The sequence below is a fragment of the Sorangium sp. So ce375 genome (assembly GCF_051473855.1).
Lineage (GTDB): Bacteria > Myxococcota_A > Polyangia > Polyangiales > Polyangiaceae > Sorangium.
The window spans coordinates 7100217-7121252 of sequence record NZ_CP150335.1 but is presented as its reverse complement, the minus strand read 5'-3'; the positions used below and the strand labels follow the sequence as shown (position 1 = coordinate 7121252).

General features: G+C 71.1%; 16 protein-coding genes. 7 read left to right on the top strand and 9 right to left on the bottom strand.

Annotation, left to right across the window (positions count from 1 at the left end):
* The first annotated feature begins 318 nt into the window (after nucleotides 1-318).
* Nucleotides 319-1980 (top strand): protein kinase domain-containing protein, encoded by a 1662-nt coding sequence (locus tag WME90_RS26450; RefSeq protein WP_437274775.1) that lies wholly within the window; start codon nucleotides 319-321, stop codon nucleotides 1978-1980.
* Nucleotides 1981-2055: 75 nt separating this feature from the next.
* Here the strand turns inward: WME90_RS26450 and WME90_RS26445 are convergent, their stop codons facing one another.
* Entirely contained in the window at nucleotides 2056-2748 is a 693-nt protein-coding gene (locus WME90_RS26445) for a BON domain-containing protein (protein WP_437274774.1), read from the bottom strand.
* A 307-nt stretch (nucleotides 2749-3055) separates the two neighbouring features.
* Between WME90_RS26445 and WME90_RS26440 the strand changes: the two genes are divergently transcribed.
* Both WME90_RS26440 and WME90_RS26435 read left to right on the top strand, forming a co-directional pair.
* Nucleotides 3056-4849 carry a MutS-related protein gene (locus WME90_RS26440; protein ID WP_437274773.1) on the top strand — a complete coding sequence of 598 codons (1794 nt, stop codon included), beginning with the start codon at nucleotides 3056-3058 and terminating at the stop codon, nucleotides 4847-4849.
* A gap of 49 nt (nucleotides 4850-4898) precedes the next feature.
* On the top strand, nucleotides 4899-5882 hold the full coding sequence (locus WME90_RS26435; protein WP_437274772.1) for an aldo/keto reductase: 984 nt from the start codon (nucleotides 4899-4901) through the stop codon (nucleotides 5880-5882).
* Nucleotides 5883-5898: 16 nt separating this feature from the next.
* Here the strand turns inward: WME90_RS26435 and WME90_RS26430 are convergent, their stop codons facing one another.
* Both WME90_RS26430 and argG read right to left on the bottom strand, forming a co-directional pair.
* On the bottom strand, nucleotides 5899-6258 hold the full coding sequence (locus WME90_RS26430; RefSeq protein WP_437274771.1) for a phage holin family protein: 360 nt from the start codon (nucleotides 6256-6258) through the stop codon (nucleotides 5899-5901).
* A gap of 264 nt (nucleotides 6259-6522) precedes the next feature.
* Nucleotides 6523-7875 (bottom strand): argininosuccinate synthase, encoded by a 1353-nt coding sequence (gene argG / locus WME90_RS26425; protein ID WP_437274770.1) that lies wholly within the window; start codon nucleotides 7873-7875, stop codon nucleotides 6523-6525.
* Between the two features lie 270 nt (nucleotides 7876-8145).
* On the opposite strand from argG, the gene WME90_RS26420 reads away from it, so the two are divergent.
* Nucleotides 8146-8973, top strand: a complete 828-nt coding sequence (locus WME90_RS26420) for a GNAT family N-acetyltransferase (RefSeq protein ID WP_437274769.1) — start codon at nucleotides 8146-8148, stop codon at nucleotides 8971-8973.
* Nucleotides 8974-9444: 471 nt separating this feature from the next.
* Here the strand turns inward: WME90_RS26420 and WME90_RS26415 are convergent, their stop codons facing one another.
* The 3 genes from WME90_RS26415 to WME90_RS26405 all read right to left on the bottom strand — a co-directional run bounded on the left by WME90_RS26415 (nucleotide 9445) and on the right by WME90_RS26405 (nucleotide 15266).
* A complete protein-coding gene (locus WME90_RS26415) occupies nucleotides 9445-11598 on the bottom strand; it encodes an anthranilate synthase component I (protein ID WP_437274768.1) in 2154 nt (717 codons plus the stop codon).
* A gap of 91 nt (nucleotides 11599-11689) precedes the next feature.
* Nucleotides 11690-13888, bottom strand: coding sequence for a chorismate-binding protein (locus tag WME90_RS26410; RefSeq protein ID WP_437274767.1), 2199 nt, complete (start codon nucleotides 13886-13888; stop codon nucleotides 11690-11692).
* Nucleotides 13889-13985: 97 nt separating this feature from the next.
* On the bottom strand, nucleotides 13986-15266 hold the full coding sequence (locus WME90_RS26405; protein ID WP_437274766.1) for an isochorismate synthase: 1281 nt from the start codon (nucleotides 15264-15266) through the stop codon (nucleotides 13986-13988).
* A gap of 725 nt (nucleotides 15267-15991) precedes the next feature.
* On the opposite strand from WME90_RS26405, the gene WME90_RS26400 reads away from it, so the two are divergent.
* The 3 genes from WME90_RS26400 to WME90_RS26390 all read left to right on the top strand — a co-directional run bounded on the left by WME90_RS26400 (nucleotide 15992) and on the right by WME90_RS26390 (nucleotide 19295).
* Complete coding sequence (locus WME90_RS26400; protein WP_437274765.1) at nucleotides 15992-17398, top strand: ABC transporter substrate-binding protein; 1407 nt, start codon at nucleotides 15992-15994, stop codon at nucleotides 17396-17398.
* 87 nt (nucleotides 17399-17485) lie between these two features.
* Nucleotides 17486-18418 (top strand): carbohydrate ABC transporter permease, encoded by a 933-nt coding sequence (locus WME90_RS26395; protein WP_437274764.1) that lies wholly within the window; start codon nucleotides 17486-17488, stop codon nucleotides 18416-18418.
* A 1-nt stretch (nucleotide 18419) separates the two neighbouring features.
* On the top strand, nucleotides 18420-19295 hold the full coding sequence (locus tag WME90_RS26390) for a carbohydrate ABC transporter permease (RefSeq protein ID WP_437274763.1): 876 nt from the start codon (nucleotides 18420-18422) through the stop codon (nucleotides 19293-19295).
* Between the two features lie 25 nt (nucleotides 19296-19320).
* Here the strand turns inward: WME90_RS26390 and WME90_RS26385 are convergent, their stop codons facing one another.
* Genes WME90_RS26385 through WME90_RS26375 form a run of 3 tightly spaced genes read right to left on the bottom strand, consistent with a single transcriptional unit; the run spans nucleotide 19321 to nucleotide 20920 of the window.
* On the bottom strand, nucleotides 19321-19857 hold the full coding sequence (locus WME90_RS26385; protein ID WP_437274762.1) for a hypothetical protein: 537 nt from the start codon (nucleotides 19855-19857) through the stop codon (nucleotides 19321-19323).
* Nucleotides 19854-20483, bottom strand: coding sequence for a DUF4166 domain-containing protein (locus tag WME90_RS26380; protein ID WP_437283660.1), 630 nt, complete (start codon nucleotides 20481-20483; stop codon nucleotides 19854-19856). Before WME90_RS26380 ends, WME90_RS26385 begins: the two co-directional genes overlap by 4 nt.
* 59 nt (nucleotides 20484-20542) lie before the next feature.
* Nucleotides 20543-20920 (bottom strand): hypothetical protein, encoded by a 378-nt coding sequence (locus tag WME90_RS26375; protein ID WP_437274761.1) that lies wholly within the window; start codon nucleotides 20918-20920, stop codon nucleotides 20543-20545.
* Nucleotides 20921-21036: the final 116 nt, after the last annotated feature.

The following is a 21036-nucleotide window of genomic DNA, read 5'->3' as shown; positions in this document are numbered from 1 at the left end:
CTCCTTAGGGCTCGGTTGCACGGCCCCTCCCCGGCGAACGGCGGATGGCGCACGCAGCACGCAACGCCACGTGACGCCCACGTAACGCGCAGCACGTGATGCGAAACACGTGGTGCGCATCACGTGACGTACGTGCGCTGGTGTGGTGTTCCGAAGTGCGCGTGAGCGTGTGTGTTCGAATGTCGTCTCCTGACGTTCCTGCTCATACGGTGCCGGGCTATTTGCTTCATCGGAGCATGTTCTCTTTGATGGCGAGGACGCAAACTCTTCGTGTTGACTTGGACGCGCAATTGTTGAATTTTGCACACTGAGGTGAGTGTGATCGGAGAACGCGGAGCGTCGATCCTGAGAGACACGCCGACCCAGCTCGGGCTCGGCCGGTATCGTCCCATTGCGAAGCTCGGCCGCGGCGGGATGGCGGACGTCTTCCTCGCGATGGCCCACGGGCCCGCCTCCGTGAACAAGCTGGTCGTCATCAAGCGTCTCCGCAGCGGCGCGGACGAGGAGGATCGCCAGGTCCTCATGTTCATGGACGAGGCCAAGCTCTCGGCGCGCATGAACCACCAGAACGTCGTCCAGACCTACGAGGTCGGCAGCGATCGGGACGGCTACTTCATCGTGATGGAGTACCTGGAGGGCCAGCCGCTGAAGCGCGTCATGAAGGCGGCTGTCGATCGGGAGTCAGGCACGGGCGGGCTCGTCCGCGGCACGTGGATCCGGATCGTCGCCGAGGTGCTGCGCGGGCTCCATTACGCGCACGAGCTCTGCGATTTCGACGGCCGGCCTCTCGGTATCGTGCACCGCGACGTCTCGCCGCACAACATCTTCATCACGTACGACGGCGCGGTGAAGCTCGTTGATTTCGGCGTGGCCAAGGCCGTCGTCAACGCTTCCAGCACGGAGAGCGGGGCGTTCAAGGGCAAGCTCACGTACATGGCGCCCGAGCAGGTCACGGCGGGCAAGACGGTCGACCGCCGGGCGGACATCTTCGCGGTCGGCGTCGTGCTCTGGGAGCTCCTCGCAGGGCGGAGGCTGTTCGAGGGCGATCAGATCACCGTGATGCACCAGCTCCTGCTGGGGAAGATCCCGCGGCTCTCCACCGTCGTGCCGGGGATCCCCATCGCGCTCGATCAGATCGCCGCCAAGGCGCTCGATCGCGAGCCGTCGAAGCGCTTCGCGACGGCGCAGGAGATGTGCGATGTGCTCGATAACTACCTTCAGTGGTCGGGCGAGGACGTCCGCAGCGAGTTTCTCGGCGCCTGCATGCGGGGGATCTTCGCCGAGAGCCGGGCTTCCATACGCCAGCAGATCAAGGCGCAGATCGAGCGGGTGGCGAGCGCATCGCTGCTGAGCGACGCCTCCAGCGCGGTGACGATGAGCGGCATCGGCCTCGCGATGGCTCCCTCGAGCTCCGGCTCGAGCAGCAGGCTCCCCTATGTCGGCGAGTCCAGCAGCCGCTCGGGCTTCGAGCGGGCTTCGGGCGCGGAGCGGGCTTCGGGCGCGGAGCGGGCGGCGGGCGTCGAGCGGCCCAGGGCCCCCGTGAGCGACTCCGTGAGCCTGCGAGCGACCACGACGGTGCCCGCGTCCAGCTCGAAGCGCGGCTACCTGGTCGGCGCGGCCGGCCTGGCCGGGCTGGTCGCGCTGGTCGGGGGCGCGGTCCACGTCGCGAGCATGGGCGCGCCCGTCCACGAGACCCCTGCGGCTGCGGTCGCCGCGCGCGGCGCGGAGGCCGTCGAGAAGAAGCCCGACGAGGGACCCAAGGTGAGCGTGGTGATCGCGAGCGACCCGCCCGACGCGACCGTGAGCTGGAAGGGAAAGACGCTCGGCAAGACGCCGCTCAAGACCGAGCTGCCCGTGGGCACGCAGGTCGTGGTCGTGTCGAGGTCCGACTGCTTCGATGAGACGCTCATGCTGGCGCTCTCCCCCGCGGAAGCGGTGGAGCGCTCCGTCAAGCTGCGTCCCAAGGACTTCGCGCGGTAGTGAGCTCGGCGATGCATCCGCCCGTCGTCGGCGACCGGATGCACCGCAGCGGCTAGCTAGTCGGCCTCGCGGCCGTCATGAGCCGTAATGGATGTAGGAGATCACCTTGGTGACGCCCTTGGCGTCCAAGGCCTCCTTCACCGCCTCGGTCGCCTCCTTCACGCTGGCGACGTTGCCTTGCAGCGTGACCACGCCGTCGCGCACCGTGACGTGCAGCTTCTTCACCGCGTCGTGATCGCTGTCCGCGAGCTCGCCGCTGACCGCGTTGCGGAGCGCCTCGTCGGACGGGCGCGCGCCGGTCCCCTTCGCCTCCTTCGTCGCGATGACCGAGCCGTCGCGGCCGAAGGTGACCTGATAGTCGTCGTCCTTCGCTGCCTTCGTCCATGCGTCGTGCGCCATTGCGGCGTCGTTCTGCTTCTTGGCCCCTTCAGCCTGGCCCTGCTGCGGAGGCTGCTGCGCGGCCTTGTCCTTGGGAGCGGCAGGCGGCGCCGATTGCGGGCGTGCGCCCTGGTTGTCCTTGAGCGCACCGGTCTGCTCGCCGACCCTGTTCATCTGGTTGTTGACATCGTGGCCCGCCTGGCGCCCTCGCTCGGCGAGCTGCTCTGCCTTCTGGCCCACGCGCTCGGCCTGCTCACGCGCCTCCTTGCCGAGCTGCTGGCCCTCCTGGGCGAGCTGCTGTGCCTTGTCGCCCCCGCGCTCGGCCTGCTCGCGCGCCTCCTTGCCGAGCTGCTGACCCTCCTGGGCGAGCTGCTCTGCCTTGTTGCCCACGCGCTCGGCGTGCTCACTCAGGTCCTTGCCGGGCGCCTTCGGGCCCGGAGGAGGTTCGCCTCGCCTGATGGTCTGGTCTCCAGGCTCGCGGACCGCTCCTTCAGCTCTCTCACTCTCGCTCCGGCAGGCCGTGCCGGCGAGGGCGAGCGCGAGGAGGGTTGGGCCAGAGAACCAACGTATTCTGCTCATCGTGCAGCGATAGCTCATGGTGCCTCTCTGGGCGGACACCGAGGCAGACGTCGTGCCAGGAACGCGGCCGTTCTCGGCCGCCCGGGAACAACGGCGCGGCGCGCGTGTCGATGGGGTCATGCCGAGACCCTCCCTGGCCACCGCGCAGCGGCGGCACCGGACGCCGGACGAGCGCTCCGGCCCGACGCATCGTAGGCTCGAGGTCGTGAGCGCGGCGTCGCCGGAACCCGTCCTGCCTGACGCCCCGCCCGGACAGCGCGCGGCGCCCGATCTCCTCTCGCACCGGCCGGCGCTCCGGGTCGACGCGCGGGCGGTCAAGGAGTCGCTGGCGTTCGCGTTCGCGGGCGGCGCGCCCGCGGGGGCGTTCGATCGGCACGTCGAGTCGGCGTCGCTGCCCGCGTCGACGTGGGACCCGTCCCGCTTCGCGCAGCACGTCTTCCTGCGCGAGCTCATCGTGGGCTGCCTCCAATTCACGAGCGATGGGCGCACGTACATCCCGAGCCCGGCGCTGCTCGGCCGCGCCCTCTCGCAGCCGCCGAGCGATCGCGACACGGTCGAGCTCCGGCGCGCGATCTTCCGGGAGCTCACCGCCTCGGAGGCGCAGCGCCGCGATCTCGAGCGCGCCTACGCGGCGCTGCGCCGCTGGGTGGACCAGCTGGAGACGATCCCCATCTCTCGCCGCGAGGGAAGCCGGCGCCGGCTGGACATCCTCGCCGCCGCGAAGGAGGCGTTCGACGCGCTCGCCGACGGCTTCGCGGGCGCCCGCTCGGGCCTCTCACGGCTCTCCGCGTTCGGCGCGGCCGTGCGCGAGACCGAGGCGTACCGCCGCCTCGCGGATCTGCTCGCCTACGACGAGGAGATCGCGACGCTGGATGTCCGGATCCGCGTCGGCTCCGACGGCCATGTCCGCGATCTTCGCGCCCTGTCGATCCGCGAGAACACCGAGAACCGCTTCTACCAGTCGCCCCTCGGGCGCCTGGTCGCGAAGCTCGTGATGCTGTGGCGCGGGTACCGGTTCAGCGACGACGAGCTGCTCACCCGCTACGTCAACGACGTGTTCGACGGCGTCGAGGACCATCTCGTCGCGCTCGTCCAGCTGCTCGGAGATCTCGAGTTCTACCTCGCCGGCCTCGCGCTGCGCGAGCGCGCCCGCGCGGCCGGGCTCTCCGTCTGCCTGCCCGAGCTCGTCCCGCCGAGCTCCCTGGGCGGCGCGCGCGGCGAGGCGCCCGGGCGCGAGCTCAAGGGGCTGTTCAACCCGCTCCTGCTCGCGAGCTCGGCGAGCACGGTCGCGTGCGACATCGTGACCGATCACCACGACGCGACGGTCATCGTGACCGGGCCGAACTCGGGGGGGAAGACCCGGCTGCTCGAGGCGCTCTCGCTGGCCCAGATGATGGGGCAGGCGGGCTTCTTCGTGCCGGCGGCGGAGGCGCGCCTCTCGCCGTGCCACGGGCTCTTCGTGTCGCTGATCGAGCAGGCGCAGGCGGATCAGAGCGAGGGCCGCCTCGGGATGGAGCTCCTGCGCATCCGATCGCTGTTCGAGGCGATGCAGGTCGGCGACATGGTGGTGCTCGACGAGCTGTGCTCCGGCACGAACCCGTCGGAAGGGGAGGAGATCTTCCAGCTCGTGATCTCGCTCCTCTCGGAGCTACGCCCTCAGGCCTTCATCACGACGCACTTCCTCGAGCTCGCGGCGCGGCTCGAGCGGGAGCGGCCGGTCGATCGGCTCGTGTTCCTGCAGGTCGAGCTCGACGCGCAGCAGTGGCCGACGTACCAGTTCGTCGACGGGGTCGCCCGGACGTCGCTGGCGCACCGGACGGCGGCGCGGCTCGGGGTCACGCGCGAGGAGCTCGTCGCGCTCGTCGAGCGCAGCAAGCGCGCTCACCTCCGCCGCGCGGTCGAGCCCGCCTGAGCGCTGTCACGCTCGCTGTGGCGGGCGAAATCTGGTTGTATGCGCCGCCATGGACTATCGACCTCTTGGCAGGACGGGTTTCCGCGTCTCGTCGGTGAGCTTCGGGGCTTGGGCGATCGGGGGCACCTGGGGCGACGTCGACGACAAGGACTCGCTCGCGGCGCTGCACCGGGCCGTCGATCGCGGCGTGAATTTCTTCGACACCGCGGATGTGTACGGCGACGGCCGGAGCGAGCGGCTGCTCGCGCGCCTCAGGCGCGAGCGGCGCGAGGAGATCGTCATCGCGACGAAGGTTGGCCGTCGGCTGAGCCCGCACACGTCGGCCAGCTACGACGAGGCGAACCTCACGGCGTTCATCGAGCGCAGCCTGAAGAACCTCGAGACGGACGCGCTCGACCTCGTCCAGCTGCACTGCCCGCCCACGGACGTCTATTATCGGCCCGATGTGTTCGACGCCCTCGATAGGCTCGTGAAGGCCGGCAAGATCCGGTTTTACGGCGTCAGCGTCGAGCGGGTGGAAGAGGCGCTCAAGGCCATCGAGGTTCCCGGCGTGCAGTCGGTGCAGATCATCTACAACGTCCTCCGGCAGCGCCCGGCCGAGCTCTTCTTCCCCGAGGCGAAGCGCCGGCAGGTGGGGATCCTGGCGCGACTGCCGCTCTCTTCAGGGCTGCTCACCGGCAAGATGAGCGCAGCGACCCGGTTCGCGGCCGACGATCACCGCAATTTCAACCGCGAGGGCGCCGCGTTCGACAAGGGCGAGACGTTCTCGGGCGTCGACTACAACCTGGGCCTCGAGGTCGTCGAGGAGCTCCGCCCGCTCGTGCCCGTCGGCGTGAGCATGGGCGCGTGGACGATGCGCTGGATCCTCATGCAGGACGCGGTGACGTGCGTGATCCCTGGCGCGAAGCGGCCCGATCAGGTGGACCAGAACGCGAGCGCGGCGGACCTGCCGTCCTTGCCGCAGGAGACCATGGCGAAGATCCGCGAGATCTACGACCGGCGGCTCCGGCCTGTGGTTCACCAGCTCTGGTAGGGGCCCGGACGGGGGCTCACAGGATGCGCGGCAACAGCCACCCAGCGAACGAGATGAGGGCGGCGGTGCCGAAGAGCGGCCCTAGCCCCCGGATCTCGAAATCGTCGATGAGCTTGTCGGTGGCGTAGAGCAGCACCGAGTTCACGACGAGGCCGAACAGGAGGTACGCCAGGCCCAGCGTGAGGATGGCGGCGGGCAGGAGCGCCACAGCGACCAGGAACTTCACGAGCCAGCCGAGCAGGAGGTTGAGGAGCGTGAACACGGCGGCGACGACGAGCGCCGTCTGGGTCCTGCGGATCCGCACGCCGGGCAGGATCTTCGTTCCGACGAGGACCGCGATGCCCGCGGCGAGTGCCTGGATGATGAGCGTCTTCATGACCACCTCCCTGGGCCGGCACCGCTCCTGGCGGGCCGGGGTTCGCACCTTCCTGGTGACCCAGGTAGGTGCCGGGCGCAACCTTACCCGGCACGGCGGGAGGCGCTCGCCGCGGCCCGCGCTCGGACTTCCCCTGCGTCTTTGCTCGGTTTTCGCCCTGGGCCGGGCAGGTGGGCCGCCCGGCCGCCACGCGCCGCGCGACGCGCGGCGGGGCACGTCGCGAGCGGAGCCGGCGCGCCGTCCCCGCTCAGCCGCCGCGCCGGCTCACTCCTTCGGCTTGTCGCCGCCGAGCAGCTCGCCGATGGCCGGGGCGCCGCCCGGGCCGAGGGCCTGCGTGCTCTCGATGAGGTGGATCAGGAACTGGCGGTTGTCCGTCACCGAGAGGTTCTGGAGCTCGAGCGCGCCGATGCGATCCTCGGGGGTGAAATACGCCTCCTCGACCTTCTCCATCGAGAGCTTGTGCGGCGCATAGGCCATGTAGTCAGCGCGCGTGTTCAGGATGTTGTAATCGTCGCCGCGGCGCAGCTCGAGCGTCACCTCGCCGGTCACGCCGGGGGCGATCCAGCGCGAGAGCGCGTCCTTCAGCATCATGGCCTCGGGGTCGTACCACTTGCCCTCGTAGAGCAGGCGCCCGAGGCGCCTGCCCTGGGTGAAGTACACGTCGAGGGTGTTCTCGTTGTGAATCGCGGACAGGAGCCGCTCGTAGACGGCGTGGAGCAGGGCCATGCCCGGCGCCTCGTAGATGCCGCGGCTCTTCGCGTCGATCACGCGGTTCTCGATCTGATCGCTCATGCCGAGCCCGTGGCGGCCCCCGATCCGGTTGCACTCGACGAACAGCTCGAACAGCGAGCCGAAGCGCTTGCCGTTGATGGTCGTCGGGACGCCGCGCTCGAACCCGAGGGTCACCGTCTCGGCCTCGATGGCGACCTCCGGCCGGAAGGAGGCGACGCCCATGATGGGCTGGACGATCTTGATCCCGGTGTTCAGGTGCTCGAGATCCTTCGCCTCGTGCGTCGCGCCGAGCACGTTGGCGTCGGTGCTGTACGCCTTCTCCGTCCCCATGCGGTAAGGCAGCCCGTGGCGCTCGAGGTACTCGCTCATCTCCTTGCGCCCGCCGAGCTCTCCCACGAACCTCGGGTCGAGCCAGGGCTTGTAGATCTTGAGCGAGGGGTCGACGAAGATGCCATAGCGGTAGAACCGCTGGATATCGTTGCCCTTGTGCGTGCTGCCGTCGCCGAAGACATGGACGTCGTCGTCGCGCATCGCGCGCACGATCGCGGTCGTGGTCACCGCGCGGCCGAGCGGCGTGGTGTTGAAGTACTTCTTGCCGCCCGTCGAGAGGTGGAAGGCTCCGCACTGGATGGCGAGGATGCCCTCGCGGACGAGCGCCTCGCGACAGTCCACCAGCTTGGCGGAGACCGCGCCGTGCTGCAGCGCGATCGGCGGGATGTCGCCGGGAGAGTCCTCGTCCGGCTGCGCCAGATCCGCGGTGTACGCGTGCACCTTGAGCCCGTTGCGCGAGAGCCACGCCACCGCGCAGCGCGTGTCGAGACCGCCCGAGAACGCGATGCCGAGGTGGGTGCCCGCCGGGGGGAGTGAACGGAAGATCCTACTCATGGCGGCGCAGCATAATCGCAACGCCCGCGAGCACGCGAGCGGAGATCGCGGGGCGGCGGAGCCCCGGACGGCGGCCGTTGGCGGAGGTCGCTCGCGCGCGCCGCCGGGCCGGCGCGGCCGCGCGACGTCGCCCGCGAGCGTGGTCTTCGGCCCGGTCGGAAGCGCGCTGGTCTCCAGAAAGGGCGCCGAGCGGGGCTCATCGGACTAGGATGGAGGACACCGTGTCACGCTAGCTCACGCGAGCTCTGCTCGCAGATGAGGTGCAAGTCCATGCCGAAGCTGTCGTACGCCGAGATCGCCCGGATCGAGGAGCGCCGGCTGGCGGTCGGCACCGCCGCCGTGGTCGGCTGCGCGGAGCCCATCGCGGGCGGGTCGATGGCCTTCGATGGAGATGGCTCCTGGGGCAACTTCGCTGTCGGGCTCGGGCTCGACGGGCCCGTCACCGGCGAGGACCTCGATCGCCTCGTGGCGTTCTACGCGGCGCGCGGCGCGGAGCCGCGGATAGAGGTCTGCCCCTTCGCGCACGGGTCGCTCTTGCGCGGCCTCGCCGAGCGCGGGTTCGTGCTGCGCGAGTTCGAGAACGTGCTGGCGCGCGAGCTCGCGCCGGACGAGGACCTCCGCGCGCTGGTGCCGCAGGCTGGCCCCGAGGGGCTGGAGATCGTGCGCATCGATCCTGGCGACGACGCGCAGGTCCGGGTGTTCATCGACGTCGCGACGAGCGGCTTCCGGCCTGCCGACGCGCCGCTCTCGCCGGCGCTCTTCGAGATCACGCGCCGCCTGGTCGCGCACCCCGGCTGCGACTCGTACCTGGCGCTCGTGAACGGCGAGCCTGCGGGCGGCGGCAGCGTGGAGGTCTCCGGCGAGGGCGCCGCGCTCTTCGGCGCCTCGGTGCTCCCCCGCTTCCGCGAGCGCGGCATCCAGCAGGCGCTCATCGTCCGCCGCCTGGAGCGGGTGCGCGAGCGGGGTTGTCACCTGGCCTGCATCAGCGCGAGCCCCGGTATCCCCACCGAGCGCAACGCCATGCGGCTCGGCTTCTTCATGGCGTACAGCAAGGGGATCTTCACGCGGCGGAGCGAGAGCTCAGAGGCGCCTGCCTGAGCCCCTCCCGGGCGCCGCTCCCAGGCTGTGCCCCGAGCCGCTCCCGCGGCGCGCCCCTTTCAGTCGTGCAGCGCTGCTCTTGCAGAAGCGAAACGAACCGCCCCGGACATCCATGCGAAATGCGCGACCATGACGGAAGTGCGCCATGGCACGTCTCATGCTGATATGCCGGTTCAGCGTCGCTGGCGTGGCCTTTCCCCCCCCGAGGCCCCGGCGGCGCTTTTTCATTTTGTGGCCTGAAGCGCTCGCGCGCTCATCGCCTTTCGGCAGCCCCTTTCGCCGGCCAAGAGCACTCGACTCCAGCGCAGCGTCCGGCTCCGAGCCATGGAGTCCGCTGCTCCGCGCAGGGGGAGGGCCGATGTTGCGCTGGTCATGAGGCCGACGTCGGACTCCGAGGGAGGGAGTCCTCCACGGACTCCCGCCCTCGGGGCCGGGCCCCCCGGATCCCGCCCCGAGCGCCTGCTACCCGCTTTACCGCCCGCCCCCCGGCCGCAGCTCGGTAACCGCGTTCCTCACGAGCCGGAGCCCCACGTTGTCGTCCTGCGACAGGATCGACTCCGGATGGAACTGCACGGCCGCGAGCGGCAGCTCCGTGTGCTCGATCGCCATCACGACCCCGTCCTCGGTCTCGGCCGTGACCCTGAGCGATGCGGGGAGCGCGTCGCGCAACGCGTAGAGCGAATGGTAGCGCCCCGCGCGGAACTCGCGCGGCAGCCCGTCGAAGATGCGCCCGCCGAGCACGCGCACGTTCGAGGCCTTGCCGTGCATCGGGTAGTCGAGGATGCCGAGCTTGCCGCCGAAGTGCTCGACCATCCCCTGCAGGCCGAGGCAGACGCCGAAGACCGGCAGCCGCCGCTCGAGCAGCGCCGCGAGCGTCCCCGAGAGATCGAAATCGCTCGGCGAGCCGGGGCCGGGCGAGAGCACCACGAGATCGGGAGCGTAGGCGTCGAGCTCCTCGTGAGGGAAGCCGGCGCGGAGCGTGACCACCTCGGCGCCCGTCTGCCGGAGGTAGTTGGCCAGCGTGTGCACGAAGGAGTCCTGGTGATCCACGAGGAGGATCTTGCGGGCGCCGCCAGCCACCGGCTGGATGGCCGTCGTGGCCGGCGTGGGGCCGCCGCGCGGCCTCCGGATCGCGTCGAGGAGCGCCGACGCCTTCACGTGGGTCTCGCGCTCCTCCTCGTCGGGATCGGAGTCGTAGAGCAGCGTCGCGCCGACCCGGACCTGGGCCACGCCGTCCTTGAGCCGGATCGTGCGCAGCGTGAGCCCCGTGTTCATGCTGCCGTCGAAGCCGACGATCCCGACCGCGGCCCCGTACCACGCGCGCGGCGAGCGCTCGTGATCCTCGATGAACTGCATGGCCCAGGCCTTCGGCGCTCCGGTGACCGTGACGGCCCAGGTGTGCGCCAGGAACGCGTCGAGCGCGTCGAAGCCCTCGCGCAGGCGGCCCTCGATGTGATCGACCGTGTGGATCAGCCGCGAGTACATCTCGATCTGCCGGCGCCCGATCACGCGGACGCTCCCAGGCACGCAGATGCGGGACTTGTCGTTGCGATCGACGTCGGTGCACATCGTGAGCTCCGACTCGTCCTTCGCGGACGCGAGCAGGCGCGCGATCTGCGCCGCGTCGGCGATCGGGTCGCTGCCGCGCGGGATCGTGCCCGAGATGGGGCAGGTCTCGACGCGATCGCCCTCGACGCGGACGTACATCTCCGGCGAGGCGCCGATCAGGTACTCGGCGTCGCCGAGGTTCATCAAGAAGCCGTAGGGCGCCGGGTTGCGCTCGCGCAGGCGGTGGAACAGCTCGGTCGGCGCGACCGGACACGGCTCGTAGAGCGTCTGCCCCGGGACGACCTCGAAGAGATCGCCCCGCTTGAAGGACTCCCGCGCCACCCGGACGAGCTCGGCGTACTCGCCCGGCGCGTACTCGTTCTGCGGCGCGTGATCGGCGCCGACGTAGGCGCGCGTCGCGCCCTCGCGCGGCAGCCCGTCGGTCGAGCGATCGCCGAACGTGAGCTCGTAGCGCGTGCGCGTCGCGCGCTCGCGGCGATGGTCGACGGCGACGATCTCGTCGGGGAGGTACAGGACGAGATCCCGCTGATCCGCCGGCCGCTCCAGGCGGAGGCGGATGGGCTCGAACTGGAAGGCGAGATCGTACGCGAACGCGCCGTAGAGCCCGAAGAGCGGATCGCCCGGGACCCCGAAGAGCTCGATGAGCCGGCGCAGCACCGAGAAGATGGACGGCTGCCGGCTGCGCAGCTCCTCCGGCACCCGCTCGCCCGGCGGCCGCACCGCGCCGACCACCTCGTCGCCGCGCCGCTCGAGCGCCGCGATCGCGTCGAGATCCCGGAGCGCCTCGTCGATGGCCGGTAGGATCACGCGCCCGCGCTCGTTCAGCGCGGTGAACCGGAAGTCGCGGCCCCGGGAGACGAGCACGAGCGGCGGATCGACGAAGCCGATGTCCCAGCGCGTGTACCGGCCCGGGACCTCGTAGCTGGACGCCAGGACCACGCCGAGGTGGCTGTCGAGCGCCTCGACGATGGGCTGGATGGCGCCGTCGACGGCCAGCTCCTCGACCGTCCGTCGCACCGCGACGCCCCTCCGCGTAATGTTGCTCTCTCGTTTCACGACCGCGTCTCCTTCTGTGCGACGAGTATACGCGGTGCGGCATGCGCGCCGTACCGGCTTCTTCGCCGCGTGTACGTGTCCGTCGGGTGCGTCATCCGCGCTGCGCGCTCGCCGCGTGCGCGTCCCGCGCGGACGCTCGGCCGACGTCCGCGGCGCGCTCCGCGAGGTAGATGGCGCGCAGCAGGGGGAAGCTCTTCACGAGGACCTCCTCGTACTCGGCCTCCGCGCTCGACTCCGCGACCACCGCGCCGCCGCTGCCGAAGCTGAGCCCTCGGCCGTCCGCGACGAGGGTCCGTATGGCGATGTTCACGTCCATGGGGCCCTCGTACGCGAGGTACCCGATGGAGCCCGTGTACACGCCCCGCGTGCGCCGCTCCAGCGCGTCGATGATCGCGATCGTCCGGTGCTTCGGCGCGCCCGTGATGGACCCGCCGGGGAAGCACGCCTCGAGCGCGTCGAGCGCGCCCTTCCCGTCGCGCAGCGCGCCCGTGACGACCGAGGAGAGCTGGAGCAGCGTCGCGTGCTCCGTGATCCGCTGCAGCGCCTCGACGTCGATCGAGCCCATGGAGCAGACCCGGCTGAGGTCGTTGCGGACGAGGTCGGTGATCATGAGGAGCTCGGAGCGATCCTTGTCGCTGGTCGCGAGATCGCGGCGCAGGGCGAGGGTCTCTTCCTCGGTGGCCCCCTTCGGTCGGGTCCCCTTGATGGGCTCGCTGCGCACCCGCCGCTCCCTGTCGACCGCCAGGAACCGCTCCGGCGAGGACGACAGCACGGCGCCGCCCGGCAGCTTGAGGTAGGCCGAGAACTGCGCGGGGTTCGTGCGGCGCAGGACGCGGTAGAGGGCGAACGGGTCCAGCGAGGTCGGCGCGTGGAACTCGTTGGTGAGGCACACCTCGTACGTCTCGCCCTCGCGGATCTCGCGGAGGATGGCCTCGACGGCGTCGATGTGCTCCCGGCGCGAGAGGCGCGCCGCGTGCGTGACGCGGTCGACGAAGCCCTCCGGGACGGGCGGGAGCAGCGGCTCCGAGAGCGCCGGGAGGCGCCGGAGGCGCGCCGCGATCTCGTCCAGCCACGGCTCGGAGGAAGGCGACGCGGGCGGCGCGGGCTCGCCCGCGTCGATGGCGCACGCGTACACGGCGCGCTCGATGTGGTCGAAGGCCAGGAGCCGCCGCGCGATCATCATGGCGCTGTCCGGGAGCGCGCCGCGCGGGTGGGCGGACGCGCCGAAGCCGAGGTGCTCCTTGAGCTCGTAGCCGAGGTAGCCCACGAGGCCGCCGGTGAAGTGGAAGGGCAGGCCGCTCGGCTCGAGCGACACGGACGCGAGCTCCCGCCGGAGCGCCGCGAACGGGCTCCCCTCGGACGTGGTCGGGGTGAGGACCTCGGCGGGGCCGCCGCCGCTCCACCGCGTCACGGCGGCGCCGTGGCTCTCGATGGCCTCGGTCGCGCTCCCCATGAACGAGAAGCGCCCGTCCCGTCCGGTCGCGCTCGAGTCGAGCCAGAACGCATAGGGGGCGGCGGCGAAGAGCCCGGCGAAGGCCCGCTCGGGATCGACCCACGGGAGCCGGAGGTGACGCACGCGCCCGCGTCTCTGCGCGCCTGCCGGCGCGACCGGCGAGGGGGCGAAAGGAGCGCCTGCCAGAGCGCTCGGCGCGCCCGGCACGCGCGCGCCTCGGTGGTGCGCCGCGCGCCTCCGGCCGCGCGGCGTGCTCAAGGCTATATTTATGAAATTGCTGATGATTCTCTTGCCGTGCTCGGTGCCGATCGACTCGGGGTGGAACTGCACGCCGTAGAACGGCCGGTCCTTGATCTCGAGGGCCATGATGAGCCCGTCGCCGCGCGTCCGCGCGGTCACCTGGATCTCCGCCGGGAGCTCGCCGTCGCCGACGATCAGCGAGTGGTAGCGCACCACGTTGAACGGGCTGGGCACGCCCTCGAAGAGCCCGGTGCCGTCGTGCTCGATCTCCACGATCTTGCCGTGCATGACCCGCGGGGCGTGCTGGATGCGCCCGCCGAAGCGCGCCGCGAGCCCCTGGTGGCCGAGGCAGACGCCGAGGATCGGTGTCTCGGCGAGCGCCTCGATCACCTCGGCGCAGACGCCGAAATCGGCCTGGCGCTCCGGACGGCCGGGGCCGGGCGAGATGACGATGCCGTCGAGCTCCAGGCCCTCGATCTCGGCGAGCGAGAGGGCGTCGTTCTTGACGATGATCGGCTCCTCGCCGCTCACCTCCCAGAGGTACTGCCCGAGGATGTGGGTGTACGAGTCGTAGTTGTCGATGAGGAGTATCTTCACGGCGAAGCTCCCCTTGAGGCGCGCGCCGAGGCCGTCGACCCGGGCGAGCCGGCGCGGAGGCCGGCATGGGTGAGCCGCCCCGGCGGCTGCCTCGGCATCAGGGGCGGATGATGGCCGCGAGCATGGCCTGGAGCTTGAGCTGCGTCTCGACAAGCTCGGCCTCCGGGCTCGAGCCGGCGACGACCCCGACGCCCGCGACCATCCGCGCGCGCGCGCCGTCGACGGTGGCGCTGCGGATGCCGATGAACCAGTCGCCGTCGCCGCGGGCGTCGACCCAGCCCACGAGCCCCGCGTAGAGCCCGCGCCGGATGCCCTCGTTCGCGCCCAGCCAGGCCTCCGCCGTGTCGCGCGGCGTGCCGCACACCGCGGGCGTCGGGTGAAGCCGCGCGGCGAGCGTGAGGGCGTCCGGCGCCGCCTCCGCGAGGTGGCCGTGGATCGGCGTGCCGAGGTGCATCACGTTGCGGAGGCTCAGGATCGACGGCTCGCTCGGGACCTCGAGCGACGCGCACTCCGGCGCGAGCGCGGCGGCCACGGCCTCGACCACGAAGCGGTGCTCGCGCTGGTCCTTGGCCGATCGCCGGAGGACGTCGGCGAACCGGCGGTCGGCGTCGACGTCGGCGGAGACCGCGTAGGTGCCGGCGAGGGGGTGCGAGGAGACGGCGCGCCCGCGGCGAGAGAGCAGGAGCTCGGGGCTCGCGCCGAGGAAGCCGTCGACGTGGAAGATCGCGCACGACGGGTAGAGCGCGGTCAGGCGGCGCAGGACCTCCTCGACGACGATGGGGCGGTTCGCCTCGACGTCGACCGCGCGCGCCACAACGACCTTGGAGAGGGCCCCCTGCTGGATGTCGGCCACCGCGCGCGCGATGCGCCCGCACCACTCCTCGTGCGGGAGCGCCGAGCGGAGCGTGAAGCTGTCGGGCGAGCGCCGGTGGCCCTCGGCCCGCACCAGGTGCGGCGCCGGCGCGGCGCCCTCGCCGATGGTGGTGACCCACGCCGTCCCGTCGGGCGCCGCGCCGACGATCTGGGCCGGCACGACGAGCGCGGCCGGCTCTGTCCGATCGAAGGGCAGGGCGCCGAGCGCCACAGGGCCGCAGCCCGGGCGGCCCACGGCGTCGTCGACGTCGATCGAAGCGAGCGCCTCCTTGATCCACGCCACGCCGCCCTCGATGCCGTGCGGCAGCTCCAGGCGCGCGGCGACCCCGTGCGCGACCAGCTGCGTGCCGGGGTGCAGCCAGACGCGCGCGCCGTCTCCCATGAGCGACGAGATGCCGCCGGGCATCTTCGCGAGCGTGTCGGCGTCGAGCCGGAGGGTGCGGGCGACGAGCCGCGCCGCCTGGCGGGGGGCGTCGGCCGAGGAGGAGAACGTCAGGGGAGTCATGCACCGCCGTGCGCAGGCCGGTTCGGGCTCGTCCTGCTCGGCAGGACCAGCCTGGAGCCAGCAGGCCACGAGCCCGCGGCACCGTGCCGGATCGCGAGCGCCGGCCACGCAGCATCGGCTCTACCGCCTCCGGAAAGGCTCCGCAAGCGCAAAGCAGCCTACGTTCGCAACGCGCGTCAGCGCACGTGACGCGGCTTCTGCCGCTGAAATTGCGCTTCGATACGATCCGAACGCGCCGGCGCGCAATGCGTGCGCGGGCTATCTCGGCGCAACGAAGGTGCGTCGCGTTTCCTCGCCTCTCACCTCGTCGGCAGCGCGCGTCGTGATGCCTTTCGCCGCCAGCGCGGACGTCTCGTCTCACCTCGCCGCCAACGCGCGTCGCGTCTGCGCGCGGCGCATCGCGCTTCGCGCCACGCGCCTTCGCCACGCGCGGTGTGCGGCGCGCCGCGCCGTCTGCTGTGTTGCGGGTGTGCGCTGCCAGCGATCAGCGAGCAGAGCAGTGCCGAGCAGCGCGCGCTCCGTCCCGTCTGTGATCGACGGCTCTTTCCTGGGGTTTTTACTCCCGGAGAGCCGGCGCGATCCCTTGCCCCCGAACGCGCATCTGGTCGATGCTGCCGCGGGCACTCGCCCTTCGCGGCGCTCTCGTGAGCGGCGCGTCGCGATAGGTCTGCCCGCTACCGGGAATGCGGAAATTCTCCAGAACAGAGCTCAGAAAGGATCCTGCGATGGACCCCACTCGGCAGCATGATCTCCGCGCATGGCGAACCGCGGCGCTGCTCCTCTTCGGCCTCGTCGTCGGGCTGTGCGCCTGCCGAGGAGACAAGAGCCCGCCTGCCCGCGAAAACCGCCCTGCCGCCGCCACGACGGCGGCCGCGGTGGCGGAGGCGCCGGGCGAGAAGGCGATCAAGACGCAGCCTCCCGCCGTGCAGAACGCCGCCGAGGCCAAGCGATACGCCGGTACCAAGCTCAAGTATTACAGCGAGCCGGTGGGCGTGGGCGCCGAGCTCGACAGGGTGATGGTCGAGCAGTTCCAGAAGGACACCGGCATCGAGGTGACGATCATCCCCCGTCCCAAGGACGCGACCGAGACCTACTCTGTCTACCAGCGCCTATTTCAGGCCCAGTCCGGGGACGTCGACGTCATGATGCTGGACGTCATCTGGCCCGGCGCCTTCGCGCAGAACCTCGTCGATCTGAGCGAGAAGCTCGGCGAGGCGGCGAAGCAGCACATCGAGAGCATCGTCCAGAACAACACGGTCGACGGCAAGCTCGTGGCGATGCCGTGGTTCACCGACTTCGGGCTGCTCTATTACCGCACCGATCTCCTGGAGAAGTACGGCTATCAGAAGCCGCCGGAGACATGGGACGAGATGGAGCAGATGGCGAAGAAGATCCAGGACGGCGAGCGGGCGACGAGCCCGAACTTCGTCGGCTTCGTCTGGCAGGGCAAGGCCTACGAGGGGCTGACCTGCAACGCGCTGGAGTGGATCGCCTCCCACGGCGGCGGCGCGGTCATCGAGGAGGGCAAGATCACCGTGAACAACCCGAGCGCCCAGAAGGCGCTCGCGCGCGCCAAGGGCTGGGTGGGGTCGATCTCCTCCGCCGGCGTGACGAGCTACGAGGAGGAGGACGCGCGCAACACGTTCCAGGGCGGGCACGCGGCCTTCATGCGCAACTGGCCTTATGCCTACGCGGCGGGCAACGCGGAGAAGTCGCCGATCAAGGGCAAGTTCGCGGCGGGCCCGCTTCCGCACGAGCCCGGACAGAAGAGCGCGGGCACCATCGGCGGCTGGCAGCTCGCCGTCTCGAAGTTCTCGCCGAACAAGGACGCGGCGATCGAGTTCGTCCGCTACATGACGAGCCCGGAGGCGCAGCGGTTCCGCGCGACCGCGGGCTCGTTCCTCCCGACGATCCGATCGGTGCAGCAGGACCCCGAGGTGGTCAAGTCGCTGCCTTTCCTTGCGAACGCGAAGGACATCGCGCTCGTGCCGCGCCCCTCGAACAGCACCGGCGCCCGGTACAACGAGGCGTCGATCGCCTTCTTCCAGGGGGTGAGCCAGGTCCTGCAGGGCAAGGATCCGAAGCAGGTGCTCGGGCAGGTGGAGCAGCGCCTCTCGCGCGCGCTCCGCTGATACCGCGCTCGCGCCGCTCGCCGCCCGGCGCCGCGGCGCGCCCCACGAGATCTCCCGGCCACACCACCTCGCGAGAACCGACATCCCATGATCACGCCGGCGAACCCAGAGGCCACGAGCGCGGCGGCCCCGAAAGACCACCCATCGCTCGACGCGCGGCGACAGCGGCGCGCCTGGCTGTTCCTCCTGCCGACGCTCGCGGTCGTCGCGTTCATCGCCCTCTACCCCCTCGCCCAGACGTTCTACCTGAGCTTCACGAACGCGCGCCTCGGGGCCGGGGAGCCGGCCAGGTTCATCGGGGCGCAGAACTATGTCGATCTCGTGCAGGACGGCTTTTTCCACGACGCGGTCCTGCTGACGGTCCTCTTCACGGTCGTCACCGTGCTCGGCGAGCTCTCCCTCGGGCTCGGCATCGCGCTTGTCGTCAACTCCCGCTTCAAGGGGCGCTCGGCGGTGCGCGCGGCCATGCTCATCCCCTGGGCCATTCCGACCGTCATCTCGGCCCAGATGTGGAAGTGGATGTACAACGACGTCTACGGGGTCTTCAACGACCTGCTCGTCAACCAGCTCGGCGTCCTCGACCGCAACGTCGCCTTCGTCGCCGATCCTTCCGTGTCGTTCTGGGCCGTGGCGCTCATCGACGTCTGGAAGACGACGCCGTTCATGGCGCTCCTGCTCCTCGCCGGGCTGCAGCTCATCCCGGCCGATCTTTACGAGGCCGCGCGGGTCGACGGCGCGACGGCGCTCCAGCAGTTCACCCGGATCACGCTGCCGCTCCTCAGGCCCTCGATGCTTGTCGCGCTCATCTTCCGCACGCTCGACGCGCTGCGCGTGTTCGACGTGTTCTTCGTCATGTTCGGCAACCGGCCGGACATGCAGACCATGGCGACGTATGCCCAGCAGACCCTGGTCAGCGTCTCGAACATCGGATACGGCTCGGCGATCTCCGTCGCGCTCTTCCTCATCATCGCCGTGTTCATCATCATCTACCTCGCGGTGTTCCGCGCCGAGGAGGCGTGAGATGAACGGCTCTCCGGGAGGCGCGGGGCGGCGTTCGCTGGGGCAACGCGCATTGCGGGCCCTCTTCTACCTGCTCGTGGCCGCGGTGGTCGTGTTCACCGTCTTCCCGTTCGTCTGGGCGTTCGTCTCGTCCATCAAGCCCGACGACGAGCTCTTCACGACCCCGGTCCGCTACTGGCCCGACCGCGCGACGCTCGACAACTACCGCCTCGTGCTGGCGAACGGCGAGTTCCAGACGGCGCTCCTGAACAGCGTGATCGTCGCCGTCTCGGTCACCGCCGTGTCGCTCGCCGTCGGCTCGCTGGCCGCCTACTCGCTCGGGAGGTTCCGGTTCCGCGGCCGCAGCGCCGTGCTCTACGTGGTCCTCGGGATGACGATCTTCCCGCAGATCGCCGTCCTCGGCGCCCTGTTCGAGATGATCAACTTCTTCAAGCTGTACAACCAGCTCCCCGCGCTGATCCTGACGTACCTCATCTTCACGCTCCCCTTCACCGTGTGGGTGCTCACCGGCTTCATGAAGGCGATCCCGCGCGAGATCGAGGAGGCGGCGTACGTCGACGGCGCGACGCACTGGCAGGTGTTCACCCGGGTGATGCTGCCGCTCTCGGTCCCCGGGATGGCGACGACCGGCATCCTCGCCTTCATCGCCGCCTGGAACGAGTTCCTGTTCGCGCTCTCCTTCACCCAGACGCCGGACAAGCGCACCGTGACCTACGCGATCCAGGCGTTCTCGACGACGAGCAGCGGGCTCTACGAGATCCCCTGGGGGCAGACCATGGCGGCTTCCGTCGTGGTGACCGTGCCGCTCGTGGTGCTGACGCTGGTCTTCCAGCGGCGGATCCTCGCGGGGCTCACGGCGGGCGCGGTGAAGGGCTAAGGGCGCGTCGAGCGGCGCGGGCGGCTCACGCGCGCCCCCACGGGAAGCGGAGCCAGGGAGGGCCGTAGGCGGCGCCGAGGTCGCGCAGGCCCGAGAGCAGCACGCCGGCGGCCATGAGCGGCAGGATCACGCGGAGCGGGAGCGGCGCGTCCCAGCGGGAAAACCCCGTGGGGCCGTGCGCCCAGCGCCAGAGCTCGGGGACGAGGTGGGCGAGCGCGGCGCCGTAGACGATGCCCATCACGGCGTGCATCACCCGCTCTCCCGGGTAGACGCCGCCGAGCGGCCTCCGGACCGTGTCCTCGACGACGAAATCGCGGAGCGTGATCGCGATCTCCGCGAGCAGCAGCGCCGCGAGCGCCCACGCGGCGAGCCCCTCCCAGCGCACGAACGGCAACGACGCGAAGAGCACCGCGTACAGGAGATCGCGCGCGCCGTGGAGGACGAGCTCGGGCGCCGTGCCGGGCACGCCGCCGGGCAGGCGCGCGCGCCACTCGTGGTAGTAGAGCGTGTCGAAGGCGCCGAGCGCGCCCTGCACGGCGAGGAGCACGAGCGCCGTGATCACGCGCGGGGCTCCAGCGCCGGCCGCGCGGCCGACTCCGGCGCCGACCCGCCGGCGCGAGCCGAGGGCGCCTCTTCCGCTCCGCCCGCCACGCGCCCCTCGTACGCGACGAGAAGCCCGGCGATCGGCGCGAAGATCCGGACGTCGACGTGGACCTCGTCCCGCAGCGGCCCGGCACGCCCCTCGATCCGCGGGGCGAGCCACCGCGGCAGCGGCAGCCCGAGGCCGCGGAGCCCGAGCGTCGACCGCACGTGCTCGAACACAAGCGCTCCGCCCTCGGCGTGGAGCCGGAACCAGCACTGGACGAGGCCGAGGCCCTCCACCAGGAGGTCACCGGAGCGCCACTGCGCGGAGTGGAGCGGGCGATCCCCGAAGGCGCGGAGCCACCGCTCGCCGTCGCCGGCCGGCTCGACGGTGAGCGTCACGGTGACGTCCTCGCCCGCCTCCGGCAGGCGCAGCAGGGCGGCGAGCAGGCGCGCCGCGAGCCCCCGGCCGCGCCGAACGCGGAAGCGACCGCGAGCGCGCGCGCGGCCCGCGTGGAGCCGCTGGACCGACGGCGCGAGCGCTGCCCATGCGGCGCCGAGGAGGGCAGGGTAGAGGCCAAGCGCTGGGACGCCCCGCGCCGCGATCGCGCAGGACGCGGGAGCTCCCTTCTGCGGACGGCCCGGCTCCCCGGCGGAGCCGAGCGTCAGGCGTCCTCCGGGAGCATCTCGCGCGGCACCGCGGGGCTCCTCGGGGCGACGGCCGCGTCGGCGAGATCGCGGATCTTGACGATGAGCGCGTCCTCTGCGTCGCCCCGCGCCTCCTCGCAGTACGACCGGATCTGCCAGAGCAGCTTGCGCGTGCGGCGCAGCTCGAAGACGAGCCATCGGGTCTCCGGTCGCGCCTGCTGGGGGTGGCGCTCCAGCTCGATCTCGAGCTCGCGGATGCGCTCCTCGATCTGCTCTCCGGTCGGGAGGATGCGGCCGTTCCCGTGGCAGTCCTTGCACAGATAGGGGCCGGAGTCCGTGTTGATCTCGCCTTCACCGTAGCAGCTCGCGCACGTCACCAGCTCGTAGGAGTTCATGGGGCGCCACTCTATCCCATCCTGTGCGGCGCTCGCGACCGGTGTCGCCGCGGCGCCGTCGCCCTCGCCGCAGGGGGGCGCGCTCTCTGGCACGGCGAGCGGTGGCGCCGCCGTCG

Coding starts and splice junctions, on each gene's coding strand:
- WME90_RS26395 (WP_437274764.1), top strand. CDS start 17,486: ATGATCACGCCGGCGAACCCAGAGGCCACGAGCGCGGCGGCCCCGAAA.
- WME90_RS26440 (WP_437274773.1), top strand. CDS start 3,056: ATGCCGAGACCCTCCCTGGCCACCGCGCAGCGGCGGCACCGGACGCCG.
- WME90_RS26435 (WP_437274772.1), top strand. CDS start 4,899: ATGGACTATCGACCTCTTGGCAGGACGGGTTTCCGCGTCTCGTCGGTG.
- WME90_RS26430 (WP_437274771.1), bottom strand. CDS start 6,258: ATGAAGACGCTCATCATCCAGGCACTCGCCGCGGGCATCGCGGTCCTC.
- WME90_RS26400 (WP_437274765.1), top strand. CDS start 15,992: ATGGACCCCACTCGGCAGCATGATCTCCGCGCATGGCGAACCGCGGCG.
- WME90_RS26420 (WP_437274769.1), top strand. CDS start 8,146: ATGCCGAAGCTGTCGTACGCCGAGATCGCCCGGATCGAGGAGCGCCGG.
- WME90_RS26375 (WP_437274761.1), bottom strand. CDS start 20,920: ATGAACTCCTACGAGCTGGTGACGTGCGCGAGCTGCTACGGTGAAGGC.
- WME90_RS26390 (WP_437274763.1), top strand. CDS start 18,420: ATGAACGGCTCTCCGGGAGGCGCGGGGCGGCGTTCGCTGGGGCAACGC.
- argG (WP_437274770.1), bottom strand. CDS start 7,875: ATGAGTAGGATCTTCCGTTCACTCCCCCCGGCGGGCACCCACCTCGGC.
- WME90_RS26405 (WP_437274766.1), bottom strand. CDS start 15,266: ATGACTCCCCTGACGTTCTCCTCCTCGGCCGACGCCCCCCGCCAGGCG.